Raw genomic sequence first — 24,824 nt, 5'->3', positions numbered from 1 at the left:
CTTGCATTTGGTGTGTTTCCAAATAACGACAATCAGCGTAGCAGGAAGTTACCTCCCCGCTATTCCAACGCAGGTTTCATTTCTCGAAATTATAGGAATTGCTATGCGGTTTGTAGCAGAGAATGTATAGTGCCGAAATAAATATTGCTATGCACAGTTGGCGGTATCGTGCCGGGTATATACGCAAAACCACTTGGATTACGTGGTGGTAGCTGAAAACTTTGAAGCAGAGATGGCACAAAGCATAAAGGGTTTGCGAATTAACTATCAACCCCGGCTTTGCGTCACTTTATCGCCGAATTCGAATGACGGGACTGAATTTGACCGTTTGGTGGAAGAAAAGCAGGTCGCCAGTTTGTAAAAATCGGCTGTTTCCCAACAGTTTTACCGAGCCGTCCCACCTGCGGTTGGCAAATCGCTGCCACAAGGTGGAGACCGGCTTGTCGCAGCAGGGGAGCTGTTTCGGGGAGGACGTGGTGCAAATCGAACAGTAGACGCGGTTGATGGAAGCAGCTGCAGTCTAGAAAATGATAAAGCCATGAGTGTAATTCTGGGGTTTGGAATCCAACAACCCCAGAATACCACGTATTTGAAGTTGAGCCGTTTCGTAGAATATAGCCGGATACTTCCTCAACCTGCTCATCAGTTATCAGGATTCCCGCCGTGTTAGCCGGGCTATAAGTTGCAAGTCATACCACGTTTCCCTACATTACTAAAACCGCGAATTGACGTTCACTACTCCTTAAAGTATAGGTATAATCAAGGGCAGGGAGTGGAGAAAAAGGTAGCGGTTCATCTGCCCAGCTAAATCGCTTGTTTGGAAAGCCTGATTTCTTGAAAATCAAACCGCTAAATAACACTTGGGTGTAGTTCATATAATTTCTCTGGACAATATATAAATAAAGCAACGCCGGCTCTGATCGGCTCTTTATCCTACCCAAATTCTAAGGAGGTCTAATATGCAGAAACCGGGGATAAGTAGTAACTCTGGGGTATTTTCTGATAGTGCGGGGCTTTTACGAAATGACCGCATTCTTCCTGAAACACGGGTGCTGGCGGCTTTCATCGTGCCTTTTCTTTTGGTAGCTTTTGTGCTGCTATACCTTTTTCCTAATGATACCGATACCTTATTTGCTTGGACTATCAAACCAGCTATGACCCCGCTTATTATGGGGGCAGGTTATATATCTGGAAGCTATTTCTTTAGCCGGGTCTTTTTTGCAAAACGCTGGCATACCATCCATCTTGGTTTCCTGCCGATAACGGCTTTCACTATCTTTATGGCAATTGCTTCCTTCCTGCACCTCGACCGCTTCCATCAGGGTCACATCTCTTTCTTTGCCTGGCTGGGTTTGTATATAATCACCCCATTCCTCGTTCCGCTGGTCTGGTGGCGCAATAGCCGAACTGACCCCCGTCAGCGGGGATTGGGTGAATTGATGTTACCGCTGGTAATTCGCTATATTCTTGGATTGGCAGGGCTAATCCAGTTCAGTATTGCCCTGGTTCTCCTGATTTCACCGGACTTTATGATCAGCCTATGGCCCTGGAAGCTTACCCAGTTGACTGCCCAAGTTATCGGGGGCTGGTTTGCCTTACCGAGCGTGGTGGCTATGTTAATGGCGCTTGATGGGCGTTGGAGCGCTATCCGGATCACGCTTCACAGCCAACTTATTGGTCTCGGTCTGATGTTGGTAGGAGTAATGAGAAGTTGGGCAGACTTCGATCAGAGTAATGCCATGACATGGGTTTTTGTAGTGGGTATTTCTCTGATGTTTGTCGCCCTACTGAGCTTGGACTTTTTTATGGAGAGCGGAAAGTCTAGAGGAAAGGTCGCCTAGAAAAGTCTTAGGTTGGTGCTTTCATCGGCAGATGTAGAAAGGAAAGAAGCTATGACCAGCATTTTTGTAACCGGTGGTTCAGGTTTTATTGGCTCGGCTTTTGTCCCCAGAGCGGTTGCGGCGGGTTATACGGTCAGAGTTCTAACGCGCTCTGAAAAATCTAGGGCACGCATACAAGCGGTTGGGGCAGTCCCGGTCAGCGGAGATGTTCTTCAATCCGGGGATTGGCAAGGGGAGGCAGCCCAAGCAGATTTTGTAGTCCACCTAGCGCAACCTGAAGCTTTTGGGGCTAGGGTGACACTAAAGCGCGCTCAGAACTATCGGGAACAGCGATTGCGGATGGATGAGTTGCTGTTTTCCTCGCTGAATCCGGTAACTGTACGTCGGATTATTTATGTAGCGGGAACCAGCTATTATGGGGATCAGGGATCGGCACTGGTAAATGAAGCTACCAGACCAAACCCAAAAGGTTTCGGTCCTTTTATCGCGCCTGCTATCGAGCGCCTGTCTATTTATCTGGAACAAGGGCTACCTATCGTGGAAGCCTATCCCGGCTGGGTGTATGGAGCGGGGTCATGGTTTTTGGAATATAATCTGGCGCCTCTGAAAGCCAGAAAAAAGGTTCCTCGCCTGACCGGACCCATAAAAATGGCTTCCCCTGTTCATGTTGAGGATGTGGGACGCGCCCTGCTCCACTTACTTGAAAAAGGAACCGTCGCAAAACGTTATTTTATTGTGGATGACCAACCGGTTCGGGTAAATCGCTTGCCCGAATTAGCCGCCCAAGCTCTTGGAGTTCCATTGCGGTTTCGGACGGTGCCTGAGTTTATTTCCAAACTTATACTTGGACCGATTGTAACCGAATCTCTCACTACCGAATTCCGGCTTTCCAATGCACGCTTGAAGGAGACAGGTTTTGAATTTGAATTTCCAACGGTTGAAAAAGGTATCCCGGAGGTGGTAGCACACTGGCTAAAGAAAAGATGAGAGCTGTTTAAGCAGGGCGAATTTAGTTACACCGCTGGAACAGAGGACAAGTAATAGATCATATTTAATTATATTATGTAAAGTGACTTGGGTTATTGTCGGAATAACCAAGTATCTGTGGGTTTACAGCCTCAAATTCTGTTAGTCCGAATTAGCGAGGAGAGGCGCTTACCTAGTTTTGCCTCTCCCCAGCTTTTTAGAAATGGTCTCACAAATACTTCTTACAGCACCAGTTGAATAATTCTAGCCGTCCCTCCCTGCCCACTCAACCCTTCTAACTGCTGCCCTTTTCTGGCTCTGGGTAGGGTCGGTAGGGTGGAACTGGGTAGGGTCAGGCTCCCACTCTCGGTGACTACCAGCAGGGTCACTTCCCCTCTGGCAAGCCAAGTAGCGGCTATGCTGTCTCCCCCGACCAGTCCGGTGGTTACCACTCCTCCGGTTGCCCGCCCTTTTGCCGGGTATTCCGCTAAACCTGTTTTCTTGAGGATGTTCTGGGCGCTGAGTGTCACCAGAAAGGCGCGCCCCTCGTCTCCTCCCGACCAGTGGTGGGCGCTTACTATCCGCGCCTCTTTGTCCAGCGCCATGGCGACCTGCCCCAGCCCGATGCGACCTTGCGGGTTGAGCTTGTCGTCCCCAAAGCGCAGGGTCTGCCCGGTGTCGGTAGTTAGGAGGTATTCGCCCTGTCCGTTACTAAGCATGACGGAGATAATTTCGTCTCCCTCTGCCAGTTTCAAACTGCTCAATCCCGCCCCGTTCACACTGCGGTATTCGCTTATCGGGCTCTTTTTTACTTTGCCCAGTGCGGTAATCTCTACCAGATACAAGGCAGCAGCTCCCTCTCCAAAGGCTGATCCCGGCACTGCCAAGAGTTGCACCACCCGTTCTCCTGCCTCAAGTTTTAGGTGACGGGCGAGGCTCTCACTTTTCCCGCTGCGGGTGGTTAGCGTCAGTTTCTCCACCGGTAGGCTGAAGATCCGTCCTTTGTTGCTGCCTGCTAAGACGAATGCCTCCGGCGCTACGGCACACAAGCCGATTAAGCCTTCATCACTTTTGTGAGCTTTGCTTTTTGTTCCGAATTGGTCAGGGCTGGTGGCTTTGAGGGTGCCGTCTAGGTACAGGGCGAGGGTCAGCGGTTCCCGCACTTGCGCCTGCGCTACTTCCGCCACTACGTCAGGGTTGGCAAGTTTAGCCTCATCGATGACGGTGCGCCGCCCATCCCCGAACTTTTTCTCGGTTTCGCGTAGCTCTTGCTGAAGGAGGCTGATGCATTTGAGGCGGGAGGAGAGTAGTTCTTCGTGATGCTCTATTTTGCCGATCAATTCGGTTCTTTCCGCCTGATACCGTCCGGCATCAGGGCGAGTTACTTGTGACAGGCTCATATTGGCGATTACTTCCGCTTGTTCTTCGCTCAGTTTGTATTTGTGCTGGAGGGTGAGTTTAGCCTGGGCTTTGCCCTCGGCTTCTTGGAAGATTCTGACGAGTTGTTGGGCGTGGGTGGCGCCGATGATGAGGGCTTCCACGGTCGAGAGGCGCACCCGGTATTGGTTGAGTTCAAAGGTGAGTCTTCTTTCCAGCACTTCCAGTTGGTGGTGTAGCCAGTAGCTCAGGAGTTCTACCATGCCCACTTGCTTGGGGATGGTGGCAGGGGCTTGACGGTGGCTTTTGGGGGCGAACAGGAAGTAGAGTTGGGCGCTGACCGCTATCTGCAAGAGGGTGTGTCGATACAGGCTTTCCAAGACGATTGCCGGATTTGCCTCCCGCTTCAGTTCCAGCACGATTCTGGTACGTTCTTCATTGGTTTCGTCCAGTGGGGGTTCTGCCACCAGTCCCTCGGTGCCCGCTTTGCGGTCGTTGATAGAGTCTATGATGGAGGCGATGACTTTATCCCGCCCAATGGGAGGTAAGCCGGTGATGACCAAGGCTTTTTTGGTGGGGGTGAGTTGTTCTTGCACTACGCTGGCACGAATGATGAAGCGTCCTCGCCCTGTTTCGAGGTATTCGCGCACTCCTCCCCCTGAGAGCATTACTCTGCCCCCTTCGGGGAAGTCAGGTCCGGGCAGGTAGTTCATTAGCTGTTCGGTCGAAAAGCTGTGCCCTTCTAGCACTCCCGCCTCGAGCATGGCGATACACACCCGCAGGCTTTCCCCCAGGTTGTGAGGGGGGACGGTGGTGGAGATGCCCACTGCGATGCCGTCAATTGAGTTGACGCAGGGGGGGATGTGTCCGGGCAGGTACAAGGGTTCGACCACTTTGGGGTCTTCTTTGTAGGTGGTGAGGAGGGGGACGGTTTCTTTTTTGAGGTCTTCGGATAGGAGCGCCTCTGCCAGTGGGGTGAGGCGGGCTTCGGTGTAGCGATAGGCTGCTGCGGGGCTTCCGTCACTTGCTCCCCAGTTGCCCTGTCCGTCTATGAGGGGGTAACGCAGGCTGAAGGCTTGCGCCATGCGGCTCATGGCATCGTACACGGAGCTATCTCCATGCGGGTGGCGGTCTCCCAAGACTTTCCCCACGATTTCGGCGCTTTTGCGATGGGGTCCGGAGGATAGGTAGCGTCCTTCGAAGAGGGTGTAAAGGATGCGGCGTTGAACTGGTTTGAGTCCGTCACGGGCATCTGGTAACGCCCGGTCTTGCACGACGTATAAGCCGTACTGTCCGTAGTTTTGCCCGAATATTTCGTGAAATTCTATCGGTTTGACCGGTCCGGTCTGATTAAAGTCAAAGGCGGTTTGTTTTGCCACGGTTATGCTACCCCCTTCGCACTTTTGGCTTTGTCTGAGGCAGTTGCTAGGTTGGTGGGCTCAGGTGAGGTTTTAGCTTTGCTGGTAGTAGTAGGCTGTGTAGGCTGTACCAGCGTTGAGGGTTCTTTCTTTAGGTTTGTTGGTTCAGGCGAGTTTTTAGCTTTGCCGACAGTAGCCGCTTCAGCCGAGGGTTTGCCCGAAGTGGTAGGCACTTTAGCCGCGGTTGAAGGCTGTGTAGGCTGTGACAGCGTAGCCTGTACCAGCGTTGATGATTCTTTCTTTAGGTTTGTTGGTTCAGGTGAGTTTCTAGCCGCTTCAGCCGAGTTTTTAGCTTTGCCAATAGTAGCCGTTTCAGCCGAGCTTTTAGCTTTGCTGGCAGTGGTAGGCATTGTTGGCGCCAGCCAACCTCCTCCAAATTGTTCCAGAAACTCTCGCCGCACTCCCGCATCTTTGCTTTCCATCAATTGATGTACCAACTTGCTGGCTAAATCCGCCTCTTCGATGGTCACTCTGAGTAGGGTGCGCTTAGTCGGGTCAAGGGTGGTTTCCCTGAGTTCGCGTGGGTTCATTTCCCCCAGTCCTTTGAACCGTTTGAATGCCAGTCCAATGCCATCCCGGTGCTGTCTGAGCCACAGGTCTTTGGCGGCATCATCCAACAGCCAGATGTCCTGCTTTTTGTAGGTGACTTTGTAGAGGGGGGGTTGGGCGATGTAGATGTGCCCCTGCCGGATGAGTTCCGGTAACATTTCGTGAAAGAAGGTCAGGAGTAGGCATTGGATGTGCAGCCCGTCCACATCGGCATCGCTCATTATTATTATTTTGTGGAATGCCAACTTCGTGAGGTCGAAGCTGCTGCCAAAGCCGGTGCCCAGTACGTTTAGCAGGGTCAGGATTTCTTGGTTGCTCACGATTGTGCTGAGTTTTGCCCCCGCTACGTTCAAGGGTTTGCCCCGCAGTTTTAGGATGGCTTGGGTTTTGGCATCGCGCCCCTGTACCGCGCTGCCCCCCGCGCTGTCTCCCTCCACGATCAGGATTTCGCTCTCTGCTGGGCTTTTACTGGCACAGCGCACAAATTTGTCGGAGATGGCTTTGTCGATGAGTAGCCCACCCTTGTCTCTGGCAGCCGCCCGCGCCAGTTCCTCATAATGCAGCGCTTCTTCCCGGGCTTTCTGTGAAGCTTCGATGCGTTTGAGCCAGGCGTTGCCCTGTTTGGGATTGGCGCTAAACCAGTCCGCTAGTCCCTGCCCTATCACGCTGCGGGTTATGCCCTCCACTTCTGCCGAACTTAGCCGATCTTTGGTTTGGCTCTGGAACTGGGGTCGTGCCAGCTTTATGGCGATGGTTACGTACAAGCCCTGCTGAATTACTTCCGGTTTGAAGCTGATCGGTTGGCTTTTGGAGGGGGTTTTGCCGTTCTTGGCTTTGCTCTTGGTTGCCACTTTGCTTTTTGTAGCGGTGCCGGCGCTAGGGCTAATGCCGTTGGCAGACTGATCATTCACTACCCTGGTTAACGCTGCTTTGAAGCCGCTTTCGTGGGTGCCACCGTCTCTAGTTCGGATGGAGTTGGCATAGCTGTGGATGGTGGTCTGGTAGCTTTCGGCGCTTATGAGCAGGGCAGCGCTCACCTGTACTCCCTCCCGTTCCCCCTCGATGAGGATGGGTTGGGGGAATAGGGCGCGCGCTTCTGCCCCTTCCAGTTCTTTGAGCAGGTCAGTGACGTAACCGCCCAGCCCGTTCTGAGAATAGAATTCCTGCACTTTCGGGCTGTCTTCGCCCTCTTGGTGTAAGGACAGGATTATTTTCAGTCCGGGGTTGAGGTAGGCGGCGGGTTTGATCCGGCTCACCAAGAGTTCTAGGTCGTAGTGGGAACCAGTGTCAAAGAGTTTGAGGTCTGCTTTCCAGCGGAAACGGGTGCCGTGTTTGGCTTTATCGCATTTCTCTAGTTTGTGGGGCTGGGGTTCTCCGTGCTTGAAGGTCTGTCTAAAGTGCTGCCCGTTTCGCCAAGAGTCCAGTTCCAGCACTTCGGCAAAGGCGTTGATGGCGGTGGTACCTACTCCGTGCAAGCCGCCGCTACTGGCGTAGGCGCTGGTCTGTTTGGAATTGTCGAACTTGCCTCCGGCGTGAATAGTCGAGACGATGATGGTGGCAGCGGGTAGCATCTGTCCTTTGTGTTCTTTAAGCTCAAAGGGGATACCGCGCCCTTCGTCCTCGACTGTTACCCAGCCAGTGTGCAGGTCTAGGCTGAGGGTGATGCAAGTGCCGTAACCAGCGACGGCTTCATCCACCGAGTTGGCAAAGGCTTCGTATATGAGGTGGACTAGCCCGTGAGAGCCGGTACTGCCGATATACATTCCGGGATTGCGGCGGATTGCCTCTACCCCTTCAAGGACTTCTATGTTTTCGGCGCTATAGTTTTGCGACATTCCGGTTATTTTTCCTTATTTCCTCAAGCGAAATAGAATTAATGTTTGTAGTGCTACTGATAATATACCAGATTTCCCAGTTTTTAGCCTTCTCTGCTTCAATTTCTCATACCAGCGTGGTATTGGCAATGGATGGCAGTACGGTTGGTCAAGATTGTATGGCTTTAATGGTGAATGTAGTCTACCAGGAACGGGCTTTACGCCTCGGCTATCTGGTGGTAAGGGGCAAAAGGGTCATCTGACCGAACAATATCATATAGTTTGGTGTGGCTGGACGATGAACGTACTAGTTTTGGTGGTCTAGACCTGACCTTTATTGAGGACAGCCTGTTTCCAGGAGAGTCGTCCATAATTCTACCGAACAAAATATAGGGCTTTATGCTAAGATAGAATTCAAGCAAGAATAAAAGGATCTAAATATGCAGCAACCTGATCGACAATCTTATACTGTAGAAGAATACCTTTGGGAAGAGCAGCGTTCCAAGGTTAAGCGTGACTTCTTGAATGGGCAGGTTTATGCTTTGGCAGGCGGGAGTTTGGAGCATAGTTTGATCGCGGTCAATCTTGTCTCTGTGCTTCACACTCAACTCAGAGGAAGTGGCTGCCAGGTCTTTAACAGTGACTTGAAAATAGCCATCCCCGGAAATCCACGCTCTAAAGGACGCAAGCGTAGCGAAGGTGATGAGTTTGTTACCTACCCTGACGCGGGGATAATCTGTGGACAGCCAGAGTATTACAAAGGTGACCGTTTTACCATCGCCAATCCTGTGGCGTTGTTTGAAATTTTGAGTCCTTCCACCCGCATTTATGACCGGAACACCAAGGCAGAGGAGTATAAGAAGATTCCGGGTCTAAATTACTATGTAATAATAGATTCTGAAGAGGTCAGGGTGGAATGTAGGCAGCGGGTAGCGGGGAACGCCTGGATGGAGTTAACCCCATTAGAGTTATTAGAAGACAAGCTAAAGCTGGTTTTTGCCAAAGAAATTGAGATAAGTCTTGCCAGTCTGTACGAGGGTATTACCTTCGAAGAGGATGAAGTATAGCAGGGAAACAGTCAACACCGAGTTGATAACAACCACCTCCAGAAATTTATCCCGCACCTCAATAATGCTGAAAGTATTCCTACAAGATTAGTCAATGCTTATAGTAATCTAACCCGAAAGAGCGTGGCATACTGCACTTTAAACTTAGGCGTTGTTGTCGTTGCTCCTAACGACAAGTTGTGCCGAGTAGAATCATTCTTATGCATGGTTTTCTGAAAGAGAATGCAGATTTATGTCAACTAAAGCTTATATTCAAATTGCGGTACAATGAGGGTATATAGGTGTTTTTGGCAGTCACAGTTCCAGCAATTGTTTCACTTTTTGTTCTACCTAACCTAAATATCTTGTTCTAGGTCGCTCCAGTTCTGCCCCAAAGGTGATATGTTGGCGAACTAAAAGAAGAAGTCTTTGTTAGAATGACGGGAAGAAAAAGCAATACCCCGTAACAAAAAGGAGTAGCATATGTCCCTCCAGCCTCAAAAAATAGAAACAATTCCAGCCGAAACAATTAGAGTAGCTAAAGCGGCCTTTCCCAAGGGGAATTTCTGTCTGAAATTGCGGGATGAAATGGGTTCTCTCTACCAGGATGAGCAGTTTCTTAAGTTATTTTCAAATGAAGGACAACTAGCCTTAGCCCCCTGGCGCCTAGCCCTTATCACAGTATTGCAATTTGTGGAAGGCCTATCTGATCGACAGGAGGCTGAGATGGGACGCAGCCGGATAGATTGGAAATATTTATTTGCTTACAAAAAGGTATTAGTGTTCTAATATTTTGGATTCAAAGTAGAACAAAATAGAGGTATCGAATGAAGCAATCTCTTGTTTATGTAGCGTTAGTTATCCGAGACTATGATGAAGCAATTGATTTTTATACCAAAAAATTGCATTTTACCTTAGCTGAGGACACCTACTTACCGGAGGAAAATAAAAGATGGGTCCTGATTGCTCCGTCAGGGTCAACTGGGACTAAGATTCTTCTGGCGCGGGCATCCAAACCAGAACAAGTACCATTTATCGGTAATCAGACAGGTGGAAGGGTCTTCCTCTTTCTCAATACTGACGACTTTTGGAGGGATTACACCGAGATGGTTTCCCTGGGTATTAAATTTGTGAGGAGTCCCAAAGATGCCCCATATGGTACAGTTGCGGTATTTGAAGATTTATACGGTAATCTATGGGACTTAGTTCAATTGAAAAATTGAAAAGCGCTCATCTTACTCTGAGCGTTTCTTAAAACCCAATCAAGGGGAAGCTTTAGTCAGCCTTTTGAGTGCTAATTGGATCATCGCCATCTAAGTGTTCGCTTCGATATTTACTGATAACCGGTCGTATTCTTTGGCTAATGTTCGGTTTCGCCCAAGCCAGCTGTGTGTACCGGATAATAGCATGGATCAGAATAGCATTTACATGCTTCAAGCCAGAAACGCCCCGGATAATCTGTTTGTTATGCAGCGAGTTAATCAAGCTTCTACAAATTGACCGCTCGCATTGCCGTTTCGGGATAGCGCGTCCCTGCTCCTACTCCCGGCTTGAATACGTTTTCAAGAAGCGCTACTTCAGCTTCGGTTAACTTCACCTGTATTGCACCCATATTTTCTTCCAGATATTTTTGTCGCTTGGTTCCCGGAATCGGTATTATGTCAAGTCCCTTCGCCAGTAACCATGCCAGCGCTACTTGTGAAGCTTTTGCTCCTTTTTCTTCCGCCAGCTTTTCTACCGCCGCTACCAATTCCAGATTCTTTTGGAAATTTTCTCCCTGAAACCGCGGCTGGTGGCGGCGGTAATCTCCCTCTTCGAAATCTTCAGGACGTTTGTAATTTCCGGTCAATAAGCCACGTCCTAGCGGACTATAGGCTACAAAACCTATTCCAAGCTCCCTGCAGGTTGGTAGTATCTCTGCTTCTACATCTCTAGCCCATAAGGAATACTCGGTTTGCAAAGCGGTGAGGGGGTGAATGGCGTAAGCCCTACGAATGGTTGAGGCTGAAGCTTCCGAGAGTCCCAGATAACGCACTTTACCTTCTTTTACCAGTTCTGCCATCGCCCCAACTGTTTCTTCGATTGGAGTTTTGGGATCAACTCTGTGCTGGTAGTATAAATCTATATACTCTACCCCCAACCGTTGTAGGCTGGCTTCACAGGCACTGCGGACATATTCTGGTCGTCCGTTTACTCCTAAAAAGGCGCCATCGGCAGCACGCTGGTTCCCGAATTTGGTAGCGAGAAATACCTTGCTGCGCTGTCCCTTTATGGCTTTACCCACCAGTTCTTCATTTCGACCCACCCCGTACATATCGGCGGTATCAAAGAAGTTAAGACCCTGATCAAGGGCATATTGGAGGGTTGCCAGCGACTCTTGATCATCCCGGCTACCGTAGAAATCTGACATTCCCATACAGCCCAGACCAAGTGCAGAGACCAGTGGACCTGTTTTTCCCAATTGACGCATTTCCATAAGCTTTTATACCTTTAGTTTTTTATACAAGTTTGGAGAACTTGCCCTTTTTAAGAGAAGCCCGGTTTGGAGGCTTCTTAAAGCCAGAAATAACAATAACTCTTTGAAAGTTGGTTTGTCAAAGAGAAAAGGAAGCCAAAATAATGTTACTGCTTAACCCAGAATTGTGGCAAGTGGTGGTACTGGACGGTTTTAGATTGAACTTCTCTACCAGAGATGATTCGAAGGTGGACAGACTTGGCTCAAGATAGCTGTTCTTGACTTCAAATGAACTTGCCCCGGATAGAAAGCCTTCTTGAAGTGGATCGAATCTTACCCTATACTGGAAAATAGAACTCAGGCTATTATCAATCGAACCGTGGGGGGTTCGGTGATAGAAAAATAAACTCTGCATCCCGGCCAGATGTGAGGAAGAAGTTAATATGAAGCACAAATCGTTGCCGCAGCATAGCATCCTTTTCCCCCCGACTTTCCTTTGGATTTTTCTTCTATTATCAATCTTATTATTTATTGTTCTGTCCCTGGAATCGGCAAATAATCTAAAGGCGCAGGTGATAGAGCCTCGTTACTACGACATGGGTACACCGATTTTCAGGGATTTATGGGTAGACCCGGTCAACGGGAACGACTCAGCCCTAGGAGATTCGCGGGCACAACCTTTACGAACCTTGGCTGAGGCGTGGGCTCGTATACCATCCGGTACTCTTCTGAGTGGCTCAGGCTACCGAATAACCTTGGTGCCGGGTGATTATCCCGAGAGCGCACTCCCCTCTTCCGGCTGGATGGAATCGCGTTATGGCACCTACCAGTTCCCCATTTTGATCCAATCTGCCGATGGTCCCGGCACAACCCGATTGCATGGTTACCTGAATATCTTCGATACCCGCTACCTTTACCTGAGCGGTCTTGATTTTGTGACCGACCTGAACTACGGAGGCGGGAGCAATGTGGTTCATATCGAGCAGGGTGATCACATCCTGATTCGAAATTCAAAGCTAGACGGCTTTGATGGAAGCGTCTCCCAGCCCCAGGAAACCCTGAAAGTAAACCAGAGCCACTATATTTATGTCGAAGACAGCGACATCAGCGGAGCTTTCTGGTTTGCCCTAGATTTTGTGGGGGTTCAGAACGGTCATATCCAGGGCAATCGGCTGCACCGTACCGACAATGATTGCGTGGTACTAAAGGGGGGGAGCGCCTATCTCAGAATTGAAGGCAACCGGATTTATGATTGTGGGAATATCGGATTTTCTGCCGGACAGGGAACCGGTTTTGAGTTTATGGTATCGCCCTGGCTGCATTACGAAGCTTACGATATGAAGTTTATCAATAACCTGGTTTACGATGTCCAGAACGCGGGTATGGCTGTAAGGGGAGGCTACAACATCTTACTGGCAAACAACACCCTGTATACGGTGGGTATTGCCTCGGGAGGCGCAGCGTTGCTACTGGTTGCCCCAGGGAGCAGAAGCTGTGATGGGGATTCTGCCGCTTGCCAATCCCGAAATAGCGCGGGAGGATGGGGACCTGCCAGCCAGAGCGAGGGCGGAGAATGGATTCCCGACCGCAATGTGTTTGTTTACAATAATATATTCTACAATCCGACCCCTGTTCAGACTGTCTATACCCATTTATCTATTTTTGGAGCGGTGGTTCCACCTGTAGGCACCAATATACCCAACCCGGCGCAATCCGATACTAACCTGAAAATCCAGGGTAACCTAATATGGAATGGACCGACAGACCATCCTCTGGGAGTGGAAGAATCGGATCAGGGCTGCCAGCCGACCAACCCTACATGCAACCAAACTCAATTGCTGCGCGATAATGCTGTCAACACGATCGAGCCTCAACTGGTTGCCCCCTCCAGCAATGATTTCCATCCGGTAGTGGGAGGCAATATTTTCGGAGCCAGTTCTTTCAGTATTTCTGATTTTCTAGGGGGTGATCGACCTACAACCCCACTTGCCCCGGTGGGAAACCTCACCAACAGCGTAATCTGGGATTTCGATGGACAGACCAGAACGGCACTCGGTCTTATCGGGGCTTATGCCTACTCCACGTCAAACTCGCCCCATGAGGAGGCTGCGCTAACGGTTTGGTCTATCTCCAGCAGTCAGATTGAGCTTTCGTGGCACGCCTTTGGAAGCCAGGTTTCCGGCTATATAATAGAACGTAGCCTAAATGGTACTTCGGGGTGGACTCAAACCGGCTCAGAAGTAGACCCCGGAATTGGAAGATTAGTCGACTCTGGTTTAGATTCTGTTACCGAATATTTTTATCGGGTAAAAGCGTTACCGATTGGAGGTCTTTCCAGCTATTCCAACCTAGCAGCTGCCACCACCACTCTCATCAAGGTTTCGCAGAGCAGTGACAATGGTCAAGGTAACGTTACGGAAAGCCTCTCCTGGGCATTCGGTCAGAGCGCGCCGGGTCGAACCATCTATTTTGCGTTGAATCCAGCTAATACAATCGAGGTAACAGGCGCTTTGCCGATGCTACCCGCCGGTAACAACCAGGCGGGTGTAACCAGAATGATAACTCTTCTGGGGGCATGTGGCAGCAGTAGTGTCGTACTGAAAGGAAAAGACTTGCCTGGTAATACTTCAGGGCTACTGCTGGGCGGTTTCGACAACCTGATCGGTCTGACTGTAGGAAATTTCCCAGGAGTGCAGGTGCAATCAATTCTCGGCAAAACCAATAATCATTTTCAATGTGTGATAATCAAAAAAACTATGTAGCAACGCAGGCAGGGTCAAATATTTGGAATAAGAGCAGATTTGGCTGGGTGGCTAAACTTTAGGAATGGCAGCCAAAAAAAAGGACCTTCTATTAGCGCGACTTATATTTGAACAAAAAAGAGCTTAGACTATTGCTAAGTTCACAAAAGCTAATAGGCTGATGGTAACGGGAGAACCCAGGTCTCGACTTACGGCTTCTTAACTGGATAACCAGGTAGAAGGACGCCTTGCAAAGACTGCTCCCCGACCATCAGTGCTAGCAGTTTGTCGGGGAAAGCCTTATTTTGGTGTAGACACTACCACTAATAGTAAAATCCCATCGGCTTTTGTCTATATGTGGTAGGCATTTCGATTAACTGCTAGTAGGGGTACTTACAATGTTTAACACGAAAGCGACGCTAAGGAAATAAATCACAAAGTTTTTAACAAAAAGAGACGTTAAGCCTTTCGGGGCTAAAGAACCTCACCTCCTGTGCTCGTGCTGCCCGGTTGATGTCGCTCAAACTCCTCTACAAAAGCCCTGTCCAACGCTGTATTAGCGATTTGTCTAACTACTTCGCGCAGTTCATCATCTCCTGCTGCAGGTCTCCCAAACTTGAGGAAAAACCATTCTTCTAAAAAACTCCGTCGCCACTTGGACAAAAATAACTCTAACCGCAAATCCTCTCCTAGTTTGGTGGTTCCGGCGAATTTCAGACACCTACCAGAAATAGCGGCAGAGGAAGAGCAAATCCTCCAAATTTAGTTTATTACTTTGCTCTTCTTGATTGCTTGTCCTCTTCCTCTATGTTAAACTTCTCCGAACAATTGGTTTATAATTTCCGTACAATCTGATGTGGAGAAGACCCAGTTTTTATGCAATGCCCTCATTGTTATTCGCATGCCATTTCTAATCGCTCCAGGTTAACCAAACACGGTTACCCTACCTTTTTTGTAATTTTTGCCGTCGAACTTTCACCGAAAGAACCAATTCACCCTTCAACAGAACTCAAGCCAAAAACGAGACAATCCTCGAAGTAGTACTCTACCGATTGCGGTTCAAGCTCAGTTTCCAGGATCTGACCGAAATATTTCTGCTTAAAGGCTTTCGCTTCTCAAAAGAGACTTTCCGGCATTGGCAGGAGAAATATGCTCCTCTAATTACCAGCGAGCTAAAGCAATCTCGAAAAGGTAAAGCCACCCTTCGCTGGAAAGCCGATGAAACACTTATAAAAGTAGGTTCAAAATATTATTATTTGTACCGAGCCATCGACAGTAACGGAAAGTTGGTGGAGGTAAAACTTTCAGAGGTTAGGAATATCGAGGCAACTACTTCTTTTTTCGAGCAGGCGGTGGCTACAGTGGGCTTCAAGCCTACTCAAGTCACCAGCGACAAAGAAGTGACCTACCCCAAAGCGATCGAAAAAGCACTGGGTAGTGGAGTGTGTAGAATACGGGAAGGAAAGGGGTGATTATATACAAACCCAGCCAGGCAAAGAAAGAGATGTGACCCTGATGGAAGCGGTCGAGGTGCAGGAAGGAAGCAATTGCCATAAAGATAGTGAAAGCCGTTATCGGCAGGAAACCCAGATGGGTGGTATGCCAGCGTTTTGCAAAAAAGACCCGGCTAAAGAAATAGCTTCCAGATATATAACCTGCCCCCATGATATATAATGGCGTAGCAAATCCGGACAATCGGTGAGGATTAAGGAAGGTGTATACTAAAAACTATGACTACACCCAGAAAGAAATACTCGCCGACTTTTAAGGCTCAAATTGTCCAGGAACTCCTCAAAGAGGAGCAAACTCTAACCCAGATTGCTTCGAAACATGGGGTTCATCCCACCCAGTTGAGACGCTGGCGCGAAGCAGCATTAACGGCGATGCCTGCTAATTTTGCAGATGAAGCCCAGTTTCAGAAGCATCTGGCAGCCATCAATGAGCAACACGACAAAGAAAAAGAAAAACTTTACGCTGAAATCGGTAAGCTAACTATCCAGCTTAACTGGCTGAAAAAAAAAGTTGAAAGTGTCGGTATCTCGACCGAACCGTCTGAGCCTGGTCGAACGGGAAGAAAGTGAATTGGCCCTTTCCACTCAGGCCCACTTGCTACAAGTGGCACGGTCGAGCCTTTATTACCAGAAAACTGAACCTGGCGATTTTGAAATCGAGCTCAAGCGACGTATTGACCTGATCTATACCGACTATCCTTTTTACGGTTCACGGCGCATTACCTGTCAGCTCGGCCAGACTGGCTTTGCGGTTAATCGCCGGACAGTCCAGCGTTATATGCGAGAAATGGGCCTGGAAGCCATTGCTCCCGGACCAAATTTATCGAAGCGTAATCACGAGCATAAGGTTTATCCGTACCTGTTACGCAACATTGAAGCCAGCTATGCCAATCACGTTTGGGGCATTGACATAACCTATTTGCCGTTGCGTAAGAGTTGGGCCTACCTGGTTGCGATCATTGATTGGTACAGCCGCTATGTTGTAAGTTGGGAAGTAAGCGAAACTTTAGAACAACCTTTTGTGACACGGGCGGTTGAGCGAGCTTTGAATAGAGCTCAACCTGTGATTTTTAATAGCGATCAGGGCAGTCACTTTACCAGCCCGCACTACACCCGGTTGGTAGAAGCAGCCGGCAGCAAGGTCAGCATGGACGGTAAAGGTCGGGCCTTAGATAATATTTTCACCGAAAGGCTTTGGCGTTCAGCAAAGTGGGAAAATGTTTATTTAGCCGATTACGCAAATACCGCTGAAGCTACTGTTGGGTTAGGCGAATATTTCGATTTCTATAATAATCGCCGACCGCATCAGTCGCTGGATTACCAGACTCCAAGTAGGGTTTACTTCGGTTAAAAACACTGACAAAGGGAATGACGACTTCGACCTTATTCAATTAGTAAGGAGCTAACGACCTTAAACTATCTTAACCGATTGTCTTGACAAGGTAACCCACCATAATAAGCGGGGTCATAGTTGGTTTGATAGTCCAAGCAAATAAGGTATCGGTATCATTGGGGAAAAGGTATAGCAGCACAAAAGCTACCAAAAGAAAAGGCACGATGAAAGCCGCCAGCACCCGTGTTTCAGGAAGAATGCGGTCATCTCTTAAAGGTTCCGCACTACCAGAAAATACCCCAGAGTTACTACTTATCCCGGTTTCTGCATATTAGACCTCCTTAGAATTTGGGTAGGATAAAGAACCGGTCAGAACCGGCGTTGCTTTATTTATATTCTGTCCAGAGAAATTATATGAACTACACCCAAGTGTTATTTAGCGGTTTGATCTTCAAGAAATCAGAATTTCCAAACAAGCGATTTAGCTGGGCAGATGAACCGCTAACTTTTTCTCCACTCCCTGCCCTTGATTATACCTATACTTTAAGAAGTAGTGAACGTCAATTCGCGGTTTTAGTAATGTAAGGAAACGTGGCATGACTTGCAACTTATAGCCCGGCTAACACGGGGGGAATCCTGATAACTGATGAGCAGGTTGAGGAAATATCCGGCTATATTCTACCAAACCGGTTCAACTTCAAACACGTGGTATTCTGGGGTTGTTGGATTCCAAACCCCAGAATTACACTCAGGGCTTTATCATTTTCTAGGCTGCCACTGCCTCTATCTCAGCTTCTTCATTAGCTTCTATGGTAATTTCAGGTAGCCAGTTCAGAAATCCTGGCAACCACCAGTTCCAATCTCCCAACAATTTCATCAGCGCCGGAAGGAGTAAACAGCGCACCAGCGTTGCATCTACAAACACTGCCACAGCCAAACCTAAACCCAACTGTCGAATAGCTGGATCACTGATTCCTAAGTAGAAATCCCCGAACACGACTAACATTATCAAGGCTGCCCCTGTGATTGTTCCGCTGGTCGTGCTAATCGCGTTTGCTACTGCTTCCACCGTAGCTTGCCCTTTATCCCGCAATTCCTTTACTCTGGTCAAAATGAACAAATGGTAGTCCATACTAAGACCGAAGATAATGGTGAAAATGAATACCGGCAGCCAGAACATCAGCACTCCGGTGGTTTTTGCACCCAGATTTCCATCCTGAAAGACCCACACCACCGCTCCGTAAGCTGCTCCGGTTGAGAGCAGGTTCAGGATGATGGCTTTAGTGGCAATAACCAACGAGCGAAACACCAGCAGTAGTACCAGAAAGCTCAACCCCAATACAAAGAACCATACTACCGGGTTAGTAAAATAGCTCGATAGATCCATACCATACGGGGTACTGCCGGTTACATACGCATTGACCCCTTGTAAATCCTTGAAGTAGAGCGGCACGATTTCCTTACGCAATTTGTTCACCAAATCGAAGTTAGCCTGATCATTCAGCCCACCCGCTTGATAGAAAGAAAGCATTAGCACGTTTCCGTCTGTTGAGGGAATTCTCTGGACAGGTCCACTCAAGCCCGGCAACCGCAAGGCTGCCGCTTCAAACTGTTGGATGGCTGCAAGGGTTTCAGGCTGTTTTGCCTTTGTGACCACTACCTGCAACTTTAATTCGGTGCCTTGTGGCCACTTCTCGTTCATCAAATTTGTAGCTTGCACCCCTTCGAGGGTTTCTTCGCTGGATTTAACTTCACCAATTCGCAAGTGCAACAGGGGTGTAGCTAGGATTAACAGCAGCGCGGCTGCAACCAGCGTGGTAAGAATCGGTAATTGCATCACCGCGCGTACCACTTTGCTCCAGAGGCTTTTACCTTCCACTCTATCTCGCCCGAAGTAGGGAAGGCGCCCCCAATTGATACCGTTGCCTAAAATGGAGAGAATAGCAGGCAAGAAGGTGAAGCTACCCAGCACCGACACCAGCACCACGGCGATCATACCGATTGCCATCGAAGTAAGTTGCCCGCCTAAGATGAACAAGCCAGAAATCGAGACTGCCACCAATAGTCCGCTAAAGAAAACCGCCCGCCCGGCAGTAGCGCAGGCTGCTTCGATAGCGGTCAGTTTATCTGAACCCTTTCGGCGTTCAGTGCGATAGCGGCTAATCACAAAGAGGGAGTAATCCACTGCTACTGCCAAACCCATAATTACCACTAAGATAATGGCAGTGGTAATTTGGGTCTCACCGCTGACCTTCCCATAGAAAGTAACAACTCCCACCGCTCCGATGATAGAGGTAATAGCCAGAACCAGTGGTACTATAGCAATCACTACTGCCCCAAAGACCACCAGCAAAATCAAGAAAGTCGGAATCAAGGTAATGAACATGGAACGGTTCATACTCTCATTGGCGGCGCTTGAATTAGAAAGCGCGTTCAAAGTGTTATTCGAGAGCAGGATTTTATAGCCGGGATAATCCTTTTTCAGGTCTTCCAGTTTTGGGTGGAAAATTTTCATACGATCCCAGAAAACTTGGGTGGTATTGTCGCCCGGAATGCGGGCGTAGATACGAACAGTAGTATTGTCGGTAGAAATCAGCCCGCTTTCCGGAGGAGCTTTGTAAGGATTGGCCACCCTAGAAAAGAAAGGTCTGGTAGCCCCGCTGTCCGTATAAGAATAGCCGGTAAGCGTGTCGGCCATTTTAGTAACGACTTCTTGAAAAGCCGGGTCAGTGGCTTTAAGGGTTGTACTGTTTACAATGAGAAAGAAGTCTTCGCCCAGATCGGTCTGACCACCGTCAGCCTTTAGCGCGTTATAGGCTTTGACAAATTCTAGGTCACTACCGGCATTATCTTGTTTGGCAACATTAGAGGCGGGAACAACATATGCGCCTCCAAACAGGCTCACTATCAGGACGAACCAAAGACCGAAGACCAACCAGCGATGCCGGGCACTCCAACCAGCAATCCTGACAGTAATCGGTTTGTTCTTAAACTGTTTTTGCATTTTCTCCGGTACTGAATGCAAGGGCATTTCTTCTGACTCCTTTCTACATAAATTCTCAGAAACCTTTTTTATTTTTACTCTTCAGCTTTATTCTGTTCCAACCTTATAACAGAAAGGATCGTCAGGTTAAGATCGTGAATTTTTACGAAAATACTATGTAGCGCCGCCTGATCTTTTACCTGACCTCTTAATACCGTAATATTGTTTTCCTCATTGGTAAGGTACATTTTATCGAACCACTCTGACCAATTCGGATCTAGATTGCCTACTAATTTAATTTCGTAGAACTCCGCCGCTCCCACGTTTATCACCTTTTCCCTCTAAACTGCCCTTGGTGCGCTGCATTTCCATGGATAATTAGCAAAAAGCGCAAAAACCTTTGCCTTATAAATTATTTAGATTGCAGCTTTATGGTAATCACAGTCGTGGGGTAGTTGCACTACTCAAATTGAGGTATCACATGGGGTATTTTTAAGAAGATGATAAGAGAGGTGTTAAAGAAGATGAAGTTCGCGCGCGAGTGCAACTGCCTGAATGCGGCTATGCACATCCAACTTCTCATAAATATTCTTTAAATGTTTTCTTACGGTCGCAACCGATATTACAAGTTTTCTGGCAATATCGTCGGTACTGACTCCTGCCGCAACTAACCGCAATACTTCCAGTTCCCTTGTGCTTAGCGCTTCAGCTTTAATGGGCGCAAATGTGGTAGAAGGTTGAAAGCGTAATTGTTCGGGGAGAGGCTCTACCGAATTAATTCCTAACGCTAAATCGAGCAGATTTATATAATCAGCTCTCACCATAAAAAACTGCCTCTTTCGTAGTTCTAGCAGAAGGGGTCGAACTGCTATACCTTCATCGACAAAGCTGCGTACATAAGGACTTGACTCACCCAGAATCAGCGCCTGCTCTAAAATATCACAGGCTTGGGGAGTCTTACCTTGAGCTTGGAGGTTGCGAGCTTGTAGTGTCAATATTTCTAGCATACTGCCCATTCTATGCTGCAACCGAGCTTCGGGAAGCAAACGCTCTAGCAGGAGCGCGGCGTTTTCATTGTCCCCACGTGCTATGTAGAGTCGGGCAAGCAGGCAAAATTGTGGTTCCTCTTGAAATTCTTTCAAGGAAGCGCTATTTACTTTGCTTTCAAGTTCTTCTGTTTTTGCCCAATTTTCTGCTTCCTCGAGTCTTCCTTCCATAATCCACAGTTTTACTCTGGTTGCTACCACTTCTGGAAAGTATAAGCGTGCAATTGGATAGGTTTTGGTAAGCTTTTCAGCCTCATCCAAAGTGGCATAAGCCGCTTGTCGTCGTTCAAGCGCCCAATTTATGCGAGCTAGAATTATTAACGCTCGTGCCAAAGGGTCGGCTGCCTTGCTTTGTTTCTCCAGTCTGGTAGCCCTTTCAGCATAGTTGAGCGCCTCCTCCAGCCTATTTCTCTCATAAGCGAGACTAGCCAATCTGGTATAAGTTACAGTATTGACCCGTAGCAGTTCATTATGCTTCCGAACTTGTTGGAGAGACTCCCGTAAAAGTTCCTCTGTTTTCTGGAACTGCCCTTCCATAAAGAACAATTCCCCCAGAAAACTGGTACTTGCCACCAGAATGTAATAGTTACTAATCTCTTGACTAAGCTTTTTTACCTCGGTTATTTTCTCTCTGGCTAACGGGAGTTCACCCCTGTAATAGTGGCAAATACCCAGATTTAACAGAAGCGCCGACTTTAAGAAAGTTTCCTCCTCCCGCTCTATTAGTTGGTTAGAAAGCGCAATAGCTTCAGCATAATCTCCCTTTAGCCTAATCAGATGAGTTTCCAGCACCGCTGCGTGTTTTTGCAAAAGCGGTTTCCACTGCTGGCTATCATTTTCTCTTTCTAACAGCGCTATAGCTTGTTCCAGCCTTTTTTTACTTATATCGCCAAACCCTTCTGTCAGTAGTACCCAAGCTTCGGAAATTATTTGGCGTGGATTGGCGAAATGCAGTTCTTGGGGTAGAGAATTTATCCAGCTTCTTAAGGTTACCAGTTCGCCCCGTTCGATCATTTGGGTGGAAACCTCTTCCACTAATCTGGCAGCAGAAGCATATTGTTTTGCCGCCAGCGCGTAATTTACCGCCTCCCCTATCATTCCGGTTTGCTCGCACCATTCCGCCGCCAGTTTAGCCAGTTCTTCGCGCCGACCGGGCTTTAAGCGCCGGAGCCGGCTAAGTAACAAATCCGCAAAAAGTTGATGGTAGCGAAACCAGTGACCCTCAGAGTCTAACGGTACGATGAAGGGGTTGAGTTGCTCTAACTTCTCAAGTAGCGTTTCGCTATCTTCTCGCCCAGTGACAGCCTTAACCAGTGGGGAGCAAAACCGCTCTAGGATAGCTGTTTCCAGCAGGAAATTTTGCAGTTCCGGTTCTTGGCGGGCTAGTACCTCTTCCAAAAGATAATCCAGCAAATAGCGTTGACTTGAGGTAAAGGATTGGAGAAAATCTGGAATATCCGCACGCCCTTTGAGTGATAACGCCACCAGTTGTAGACCCGCCACCCAGCCTTCCACTCTGGTTTCGACCGCTTTTAGCTGCTCAGGGGTTAGTGTGATACCGAGGTTTTGTTCGAAAAAGGTGTTGACCTCTGCCGGTAAAAATCTCAGTTCCTCTGCCCTAAGTTCAAGGATTTGCACTTGTGACCTAAAACGTGAAAGCAGAAGGGGAGGATCTAAGCGAGTAATAATGACAAGATGTAGCTGCTGCGGCACAAATTCCAACAAGAAATTTACGCCGCGCTGAATTTCCGGGTTAGTTATTAGATGGTAATCATCCAGAACCAAAATGAAATCATTTTCTAGAGTTGCGAGGCTGTTAATGAGTTCGGTTAGAACTTCAATTAGTGGCGGTGGTTGGGAAGAAAGCAGTAGAGTAAGCGCTTGTTTTCCTACCTCTGCCTTCCACCCTTGCAGGGCGGTAATAAAATAGCGCCAGAACCTCACCAGATCGTTATCATTCTCATCCAGAGAAAGCCAAGCCAACGGCAGGTTGGTTTTGGTACGCCATTCATTAATGAGGGTAGTTTTGCCGAATCCGGCGGGGGCACAGATTAAAGTCAAACGGTAGTGGGAAATCTGGGCTAATTGTTTGGTGAGACGAGGGCGCAAAACCAACCCCGCTCTCAGGGTTGGTGCGTAGAACTTAGTGCTTAGAAGATTGGAAAGGGATTCATTCACGACAAACCGCTTCTGAAAAGAATTTCAATATAATAAGGGTTGCGATAAATTTGCAAGTGATTACTCCCCATACCTTGAGTACATGTGGCGGGGCATCTAGGGGCAAACCCACAGCTTGTAATCCCAAGCTTTTGATGTTTAAGGCAGCATTTTGCTACCTCACATAAAATAGGTTCAGGGAAAAGAGGTGATTGGCAATGCGGTAAACTTTCAATCTAAAAGCAGAAAGGTTTACTAATACCCATACAGGGCACAGGTGAGTGACAATCACCAGCGTTATAGTGCCATAAAAGCTGGATTGCTGCAATTCTTTGAGAAAGCCCACAGCGACAAGGTGAGCTTTTTGATGGTGGTGTCGTCCCCTACTGCGCCACTCTGAACTATAAAACCTCTGTGTCACCCGGTAGGCTCAGCAAGTCAGACAAAACCCGCTGCTATTCTCCCATCTTTGCTATCGGTTCAGGCTGCGCTAAACGCAATCTCACCGGTTTCTTTGACGGTAGCGAACCAACCGCCCAAGACGTTGTTGTGATGATTGATTATCTGGGCAGCAGTGAGGTAAAAGGTATCAAAGGTGCTATGTGCGTCTTTGACCAGAGTTATCTTGTAGCCCCGGCTAAAAGCCTGCCGAGTAGTGGTATCTACACAGAATTCTGTTTGCATCCCTGCTATCACCAAGTGCTTGATGCCCAAGCCTTCTAACTCTAGTTGCAGGGTGGTTTCGTAAAAAGAGTCGGGGGTCTTTTTGTGGACAACGGCTTCACCGGGGCGAGGGGCAATCGCCGGGTGAATTTGCCAGCCCTCATTTTCATGCCACAGTGGTTCTTCGGGGCTACTGTCGCTGTGCTGAATAAAGATTACCGGAACTCCGGCAGACCGGGCTTTCTCAATCAGGATGGATAGGTTAGCAAGTAAGGCCTCCCCTTGGTAGGGTGGATAAGCCGGGTCAGAGAACATTCCTACTTGGACATCAATTACCAGCAAGGCGGTGTCTGTTTTCATGAAGTTATCTCCTTTTCGCTTGATACTAGACTAATCAAATATTTGTTCTAGTGTATAATATCCTTTCACAATTATACTCACGAATTTGATAACTGGCTGTCCACGACACCGTGGGCGAAATTGGTCACTGGCTTAGCCATCCCTTCTGACGTAGCAGTCCATTTCCAAACAAGGTGTGCCACTGTTTTCAGGATGCCACTCGAAGCGGGCACGCTCGAAATATTGCACTACGTAGTTATTGCCGTCATCCGGGTTGACCTCGTAAAATTCCTCGCTGATGGGATAGCCGTATATCGAAAGCCCTCCGTTTGCTTCCCAGTATGCCTTGAAGCTGTTGCGCAGATTGTGCCCAGTTTCGGGGAAATATACCGCGCCGGGGTAGTATAGATTATCAAAGTGATTGAACGCGCCATGTCCAGCAGTTCGCTTAGCCTCGCTCATTTGCACGCCCACCAAAAGAGCGAGAACAGCATCACTGCCAGCATCCCCACATAAATAGCCCTGCCCTTTGCCATAGCTTTAACCTGCCTTTTGCATCGGAACATCAATATTAATCTGTTATAC

Annotated in this window: 23 protein-coding genes and 1 pseudogene; 13 read left to right on the top strand and 11 right to left on the bottom strand. The window is 48.3% G+C overall.

What is annotated here, in order from left to right; all coding sequences use genetic code 11:
* Positions 1–205: 205 nt before the first annotated feature.
* A complete protein-coding gene (locus OZ401_RS23925; protein ID WP_341472126.1) occupies positions 206–361 on the top strand; it encodes a hypothetical protein in 156 nt (51 codons plus the stop codon).
* 159 nt (positions 362–520) lie between these two features.
* Here the strand turns inward: OZ401_RS23925 and OZ401_RS23920 are convergent, their stop codons facing one another.
* Entirely contained in the window at positions 521–643 is a 123-nt protein-coding gene (locus OZ401_RS23920) for a hypothetical protein (protein WP_341472125.1), read from the bottom strand.
* Between the two features lie 61 nt (positions 644–704).
* Entirely contained in the window at positions 705–875 is a 171-nt protein-coding gene (locus tag OZ401_RS23915; protein ID WP_341472124.1) for a hypothetical protein, read from the bottom strand.
* A gap of 84 nt (positions 876–959) precedes the next feature.
* On the opposite strand from OZ401_RS23915, the gene OZ401_RS23910 reads away from it, so the two are divergent.
* Both OZ401_RS23910 and OZ401_RS23905 read left to right on the top strand, forming a co-directional pair.
* Positions 960–1,841 carry a hypothetical protein gene (locus tag OZ401_RS23910; protein ID WP_341472123.1) on the top strand — a complete coding sequence of 294 codons (882 nt, stop codon included), beginning with the start codon at positions 960–962 and terminating at the stop codon, positions 1,839–1,841.
* Positions 1,842–1,892: 51 nt separating this feature from the next.
* A complete protein-coding gene (locus OZ401_RS23905; RefSeq protein WP_341472122.1) occupies positions 1,893–2,828 on the top strand; it encodes an NAD-dependent epimerase/dehydratase family protein in 936 nt (311 codons plus the stop codon).
* Positions 2,829–3,049: 221 nt separating this feature from the next.
* Here OZ401_RS23905 and OZ401_RS23900 read toward each other — a convergent pair whose 3' ends face one another.
* Together OZ401_RS23900 and OZ401_RS23895 are read right to left on the bottom strand one after the other, a co-directional pair.
* Positions 3,050–5,563: a DNA gyrase subunit A gene (locus OZ401_RS23900; protein WP_341472121.1), complete on the bottom strand. Its 2,514-nt coding sequence runs from the start codon at positions 5,561–5,563 to the stop codon at positions 3,050–3,052.
* Positions 5,564–5,565: 2 nt separating this feature from the next.
* Positions 5,566–7,986: a DNA gyrase/topoisomerase IV subunit B gene (locus OZ401_RS23895; protein ID WP_341472120.1), complete on the bottom strand. Its 2,421-nt coding sequence runs from the start codon at positions 7,984–7,986 to the stop codon at positions 5,566–5,568.
* Positions 7,987–8,027: 41 nt separating this feature from the next.
* Here OZ401_RS23895 and OZ401_RS23890 point away from each other — a divergent pair, with 41 nt between their 5' ends.
* From OZ401_RS23890 to OZ401_RS23875, 4 genes and pseudogenes are all read left to right on the top strand, one after another.
* Positions 8,028–8,228 (top strand): hypothetical protein, encoded by a 201-nt coding sequence (locus OZ401_RS23890; protein WP_341472119.1) that lies wholly within the window; start codon positions 8,028–8,030, stop codon positions 8,226–8,228.
* 177 nt (positions 8,229–8,405) lie between these two features.
* A complete protein-coding gene (locus tag OZ401_RS23885) occupies positions 8,406–9,032 on the top strand; it encodes a Uma2 family endonuclease (RefSeq protein ID WP_341472118.1) in 627 nt (208 codons plus the stop codon).
* A 462-nt stretch (positions 9,033–9,494) separates the two neighbouring features.
* Positions 9,495–9,767, top strand: a pseudogene (locus tag OZ401_RS23880) (transposase); the annotation flags it as partial.
* 71 nt (positions 9,768–9,838) lie between these two features.
* Complete coding sequence (locus tag OZ401_RS23875; RefSeq protein WP_341472116.1) at positions 9,839–10,234, top strand: VOC family protein; 396 nt, start codon at positions 9,839–9,841, stop codon at positions 10,232–10,234.
* 266 nt (positions 10,235–10,500) lie between these two features.
* Here the strand turns inward: OZ401_RS23875 and OZ401_RS23870 are convergent, their stop codons facing one another.
* Complete coding sequence (locus tag OZ401_RS23870; protein ID WP_341472115.1) at positions 10,501–11,487, bottom strand: aldo/keto reductase; 987 nt, start codon at positions 11,485–11,487, stop codon at positions 10,501–10,503.
* Between the two features lie 422 nt (positions 11,488–11,909).
* Here OZ401_RS23870 and OZ401_RS23865 point away from each other — a divergent pair, with 422 nt between their 5' ends.
* From OZ401_RS23865 to OZ401_RS23850, 4 genes are all read left to right on the top strand, one after another.
* The gene (locus tag OZ401_RS23865) at positions 11,910–14,228 is read left to right on the top strand and encodes a right-handed parallel beta-helix repeat-containing protein (RefSeq protein ID WP_341472114.1); all 2,319 of its coding nucleotides are present in this window, start codon (positions 11,910–11,912) and stop codon (positions 14,226–14,228) included.
* Between the two features lie 1,031 nt (positions 14,229–15,259).
* The gene (locus tag OZ401_RS23860) at positions 15,260–15,679 is read left to right on the top strand and encodes a DDE-type integrase/transposase/recombinase (protein WP_341472113.1); all 420 of its coding nucleotides are present in this window, start codon (positions 15,260–15,262) and stop codon (positions 15,677–15,679) included.
* A 43-nt stretch (positions 15,680–15,722) separates the two neighbouring features.
* Entirely contained in the window at positions 15,723–15,881 is a 159-nt protein-coding gene (locus OZ401_RS23855) for a hypothetical protein (RefSeq protein WP_341472112.1), read from the top strand.
* Positions 15,882–15,937: 56 nt separating this feature from the next.
* A protein-coding gene (locus tag OZ401_RS23850) for an IS3 family transposase (protein WP_425607600.1) occupies positions 15,938–17,069 on the top strand; the annotation gives its coding sequence in 2 pieces (ribosomal slippage) (positions 15,938–16,230 and positions 16,229–17,069; 1,134 coding nt in all).
* Positions 17,070–17,139: 70 nt separating this feature from the next.
* Here OZ401_RS23850 and OZ401_RS23845 read toward each other — a convergent pair.
* Complete coding sequence (locus OZ401_RS23845) at positions 17,140–17,274, bottom strand: hypothetical protein (protein ID WP_341472111.1); 135 nt, start codon at positions 17,272–17,274, stop codon at positions 17,140–17,142.
* 191 nt (positions 17,275–17,465) lie between these two features.
* On the opposite strand from OZ401_RS23845, the gene OZ401_RS23840 reads away from it, so the two are divergent.
* Positions 17,466–17,636 (top strand): hypothetical protein, encoded by a 171-nt coding sequence (locus OZ401_RS23840; protein ID WP_341472110.1) that lies wholly within the window; start codon positions 17,466–17,468, stop codon positions 17,634–17,636.
* A gap of 181 nt (positions 17,637–17,817) precedes the next feature.
* Here the strand turns inward: OZ401_RS23840 and OZ401_RS23835 are convergent, their stop codons facing one another.
* The 3 genes from OZ401_RS23835 to OZ401_RS23825 all read right to left on the bottom strand — a co-directional run bounded on the left by OZ401_RS23835 (position 17,818) and on the right by OZ401_RS23825 (position 23,258).
* Positions 17,818–20,082, bottom strand: coding sequence for an MMPL family transporter (locus OZ401_RS23835; protein ID WP_341472109.1), 2,265 nt, complete (start codon positions 20,080–20,082; stop codon positions 17,818–17,820).
* Positions 20,083–20,129: 47 nt separating this feature from the next.
* Entirely contained in the window at positions 20,130–20,366 is a 237-nt protein-coding gene (locus OZ401_RS23830) for a hypothetical protein (protein WP_341472108.1), read from the bottom strand.
* A 183-nt stretch (positions 20,367–20,549) separates the two neighbouring features.
* Positions 20,550–23,258, bottom strand: a complete 2,709-nt coding sequence (locus OZ401_RS23825) for a winged helix-turn-helix domain-containing protein (protein WP_341472107.1) — start codon at positions 23,256–23,258, stop codon at positions 20,550–20,552.
* A 256-nt stretch (positions 23,259–23,514) separates the two neighbouring features.
* On the opposite strand from OZ401_RS23825, the gene OZ401_RS23820 reads away from it, so the two are divergent.
* Positions 23,515–23,637, top strand: coding sequence for a hypothetical protein (locus tag OZ401_RS23820; RefSeq protein ID WP_341472106.1), 123 nt, complete (start codon positions 23,515–23,517; stop codon positions 23,635–23,637).
* 80 nt (positions 23,638–23,717) lie between these two features.
* Here OZ401_RS23820 and OZ401_RS23815 read toward each other — a convergent pair whose 3' ends face one another.
* Positions 23,718–24,260: a cysteine hydrolase family protein gene (locus OZ401_RS23815; RefSeq protein WP_341472105.1), complete on the bottom strand. Its 543-nt coding sequence runs from the start codon at positions 24,258–24,260 to the stop codon at positions 23,718–23,720.
* A 132-nt stretch (positions 24,261–24,392) separates the two neighbouring features.
* Complete coding sequence (locus tag OZ401_RS23810; protein ID WP_341472104.1) at positions 24,393–24,701, bottom strand: LGFP repeat-containing protein; 309 nt, start codon at positions 24,699–24,701, stop codon at positions 24,393–24,395.
* Positions 24,702–24,824: the final 123 nt, after the last annotated feature.

The sequence above is a fragment of the Candidatus Chlorohelix allophototropha genome, from assembly GCF_030389965.1.
In the GTDB taxonomy this organism is placed as follows: Bacteria; Chloroflexota; Chloroflexia; order Chloroheliales; family Chloroheliaceae; genus Chlorohelix; species Chlorohelix allophototropha.
Note: the sequence above shows the minus strand (reverse complement) of the source record. Positions and strands in the feature narration are given on the sequence as shown.

What these genes read in the sequence shown, in the direction of transcription:
- OZ401_RS23840 (WP_341472110.1), top strand. Translation starts at nt 17,466, where the DNA reads ATGAACTACACCCAAGTGTTATTTAGCGGTTTGATCTTCAAGAAATCA.
- OZ401_RS23915 (WP_341472124.1), bottom strand. Translation starts at nt 875, where the DNA reads ATGAACTACACCCAAGTGTTATTTAGCGGTTTGATTTTCAAGAAATCA.
- OZ401_RS23865 (WP_341472114.1), top strand. Translation starts at nt 11,910, where the DNA reads ATGAAGCACAAATCGTTGCCGCAGCATAGCATCCTTTTCCCCCCGACT.
- OZ401_RS23885 (WP_341472118.1), top strand. Translation starts at nt 8,406, where the DNA reads ATGCAGCAACCTGATCGACAATCTTATACTGTAGAAGAATACCTTTGG.
- OZ401_RS23905 (WP_341472122.1), top strand. Translation starts at nt 1,893, where the DNA reads ATGACCAGCATTTTTGTAACCGGTGGTTCAGGTTTTATTGGCTCGGCT.
- OZ401_RS23835 (WP_341472109.1), bottom strand. Translation starts at nt 20,082, where the DNA reads ATGCCCTTGCATTCAGTACCGGAGAAAATGCAAAAACAGTTTAAGAAC.
- OZ401_RS23875 (WP_341472116.1), top strand. Translation starts at nt 9,839, where the DNA reads ATGAAGCAATCTCTTGTTTATGTAGCGTTAGTTATCCGAGACTATGAT.
- OZ401_RS23855 (WP_341472112.1), top strand. Translation starts at nt 15,723, where the DNA reads ATGGAAGCGGTCGAGGTGCAGGAAGGAAGCAATTGCCATAAAGATAGT.
- OZ401_RS23870 (WP_341472115.1), bottom strand. Translation starts at nt 11,487, where the DNA reads ATGGAAATGCGTCAATTGGGAAAAACAGGTCCACTGGTCTCTGCACTT.
- OZ401_RS23910 (WP_341472123.1), top strand. Translation starts at nt 960, where the DNA reads ATGCAGAAACCGGGGATAAGTAGTAACTCTGGGGTATTTTCTGATAGT.
- OZ401_RS23895 (WP_341472120.1), bottom strand. Translation starts at nt 7,986, where the DNA reads ATGTCGCAAAACTATAGCGCCGAAAACATAGAAGTCCTTGAAGGGGTA.
- OZ401_RS23920 (WP_341472125.1), bottom strand. Translation starts at nt 643, where the DNA reads ATGAGCAGGTTGAGGAAGTATCCGGCTATATTCTACGAAACGGCTCAA.
- OZ401_RS23815 (WP_341472105.1), bottom strand. Translation starts at nt 24,260, where the DNA reads ATGAAAACAGACACCGCCTTGCTGGTAATTGATGTCCAAGTAGGAATG.
- OZ401_RS23810 (WP_341472104.1), bottom strand. Translation starts at nt 24,701, where the DNA reads ATGAGCGAGGCTAAGCGAACTGCTGGACATGGCGCGTTCAATCACTTT.
- OZ401_RS23890 (WP_341472119.1), top strand. Translation starts at nt 8,028, where the DNA reads ATGTTTGTAGTGCTACTGATAATATACCAGATTTCCCAGTTTTTAGCC.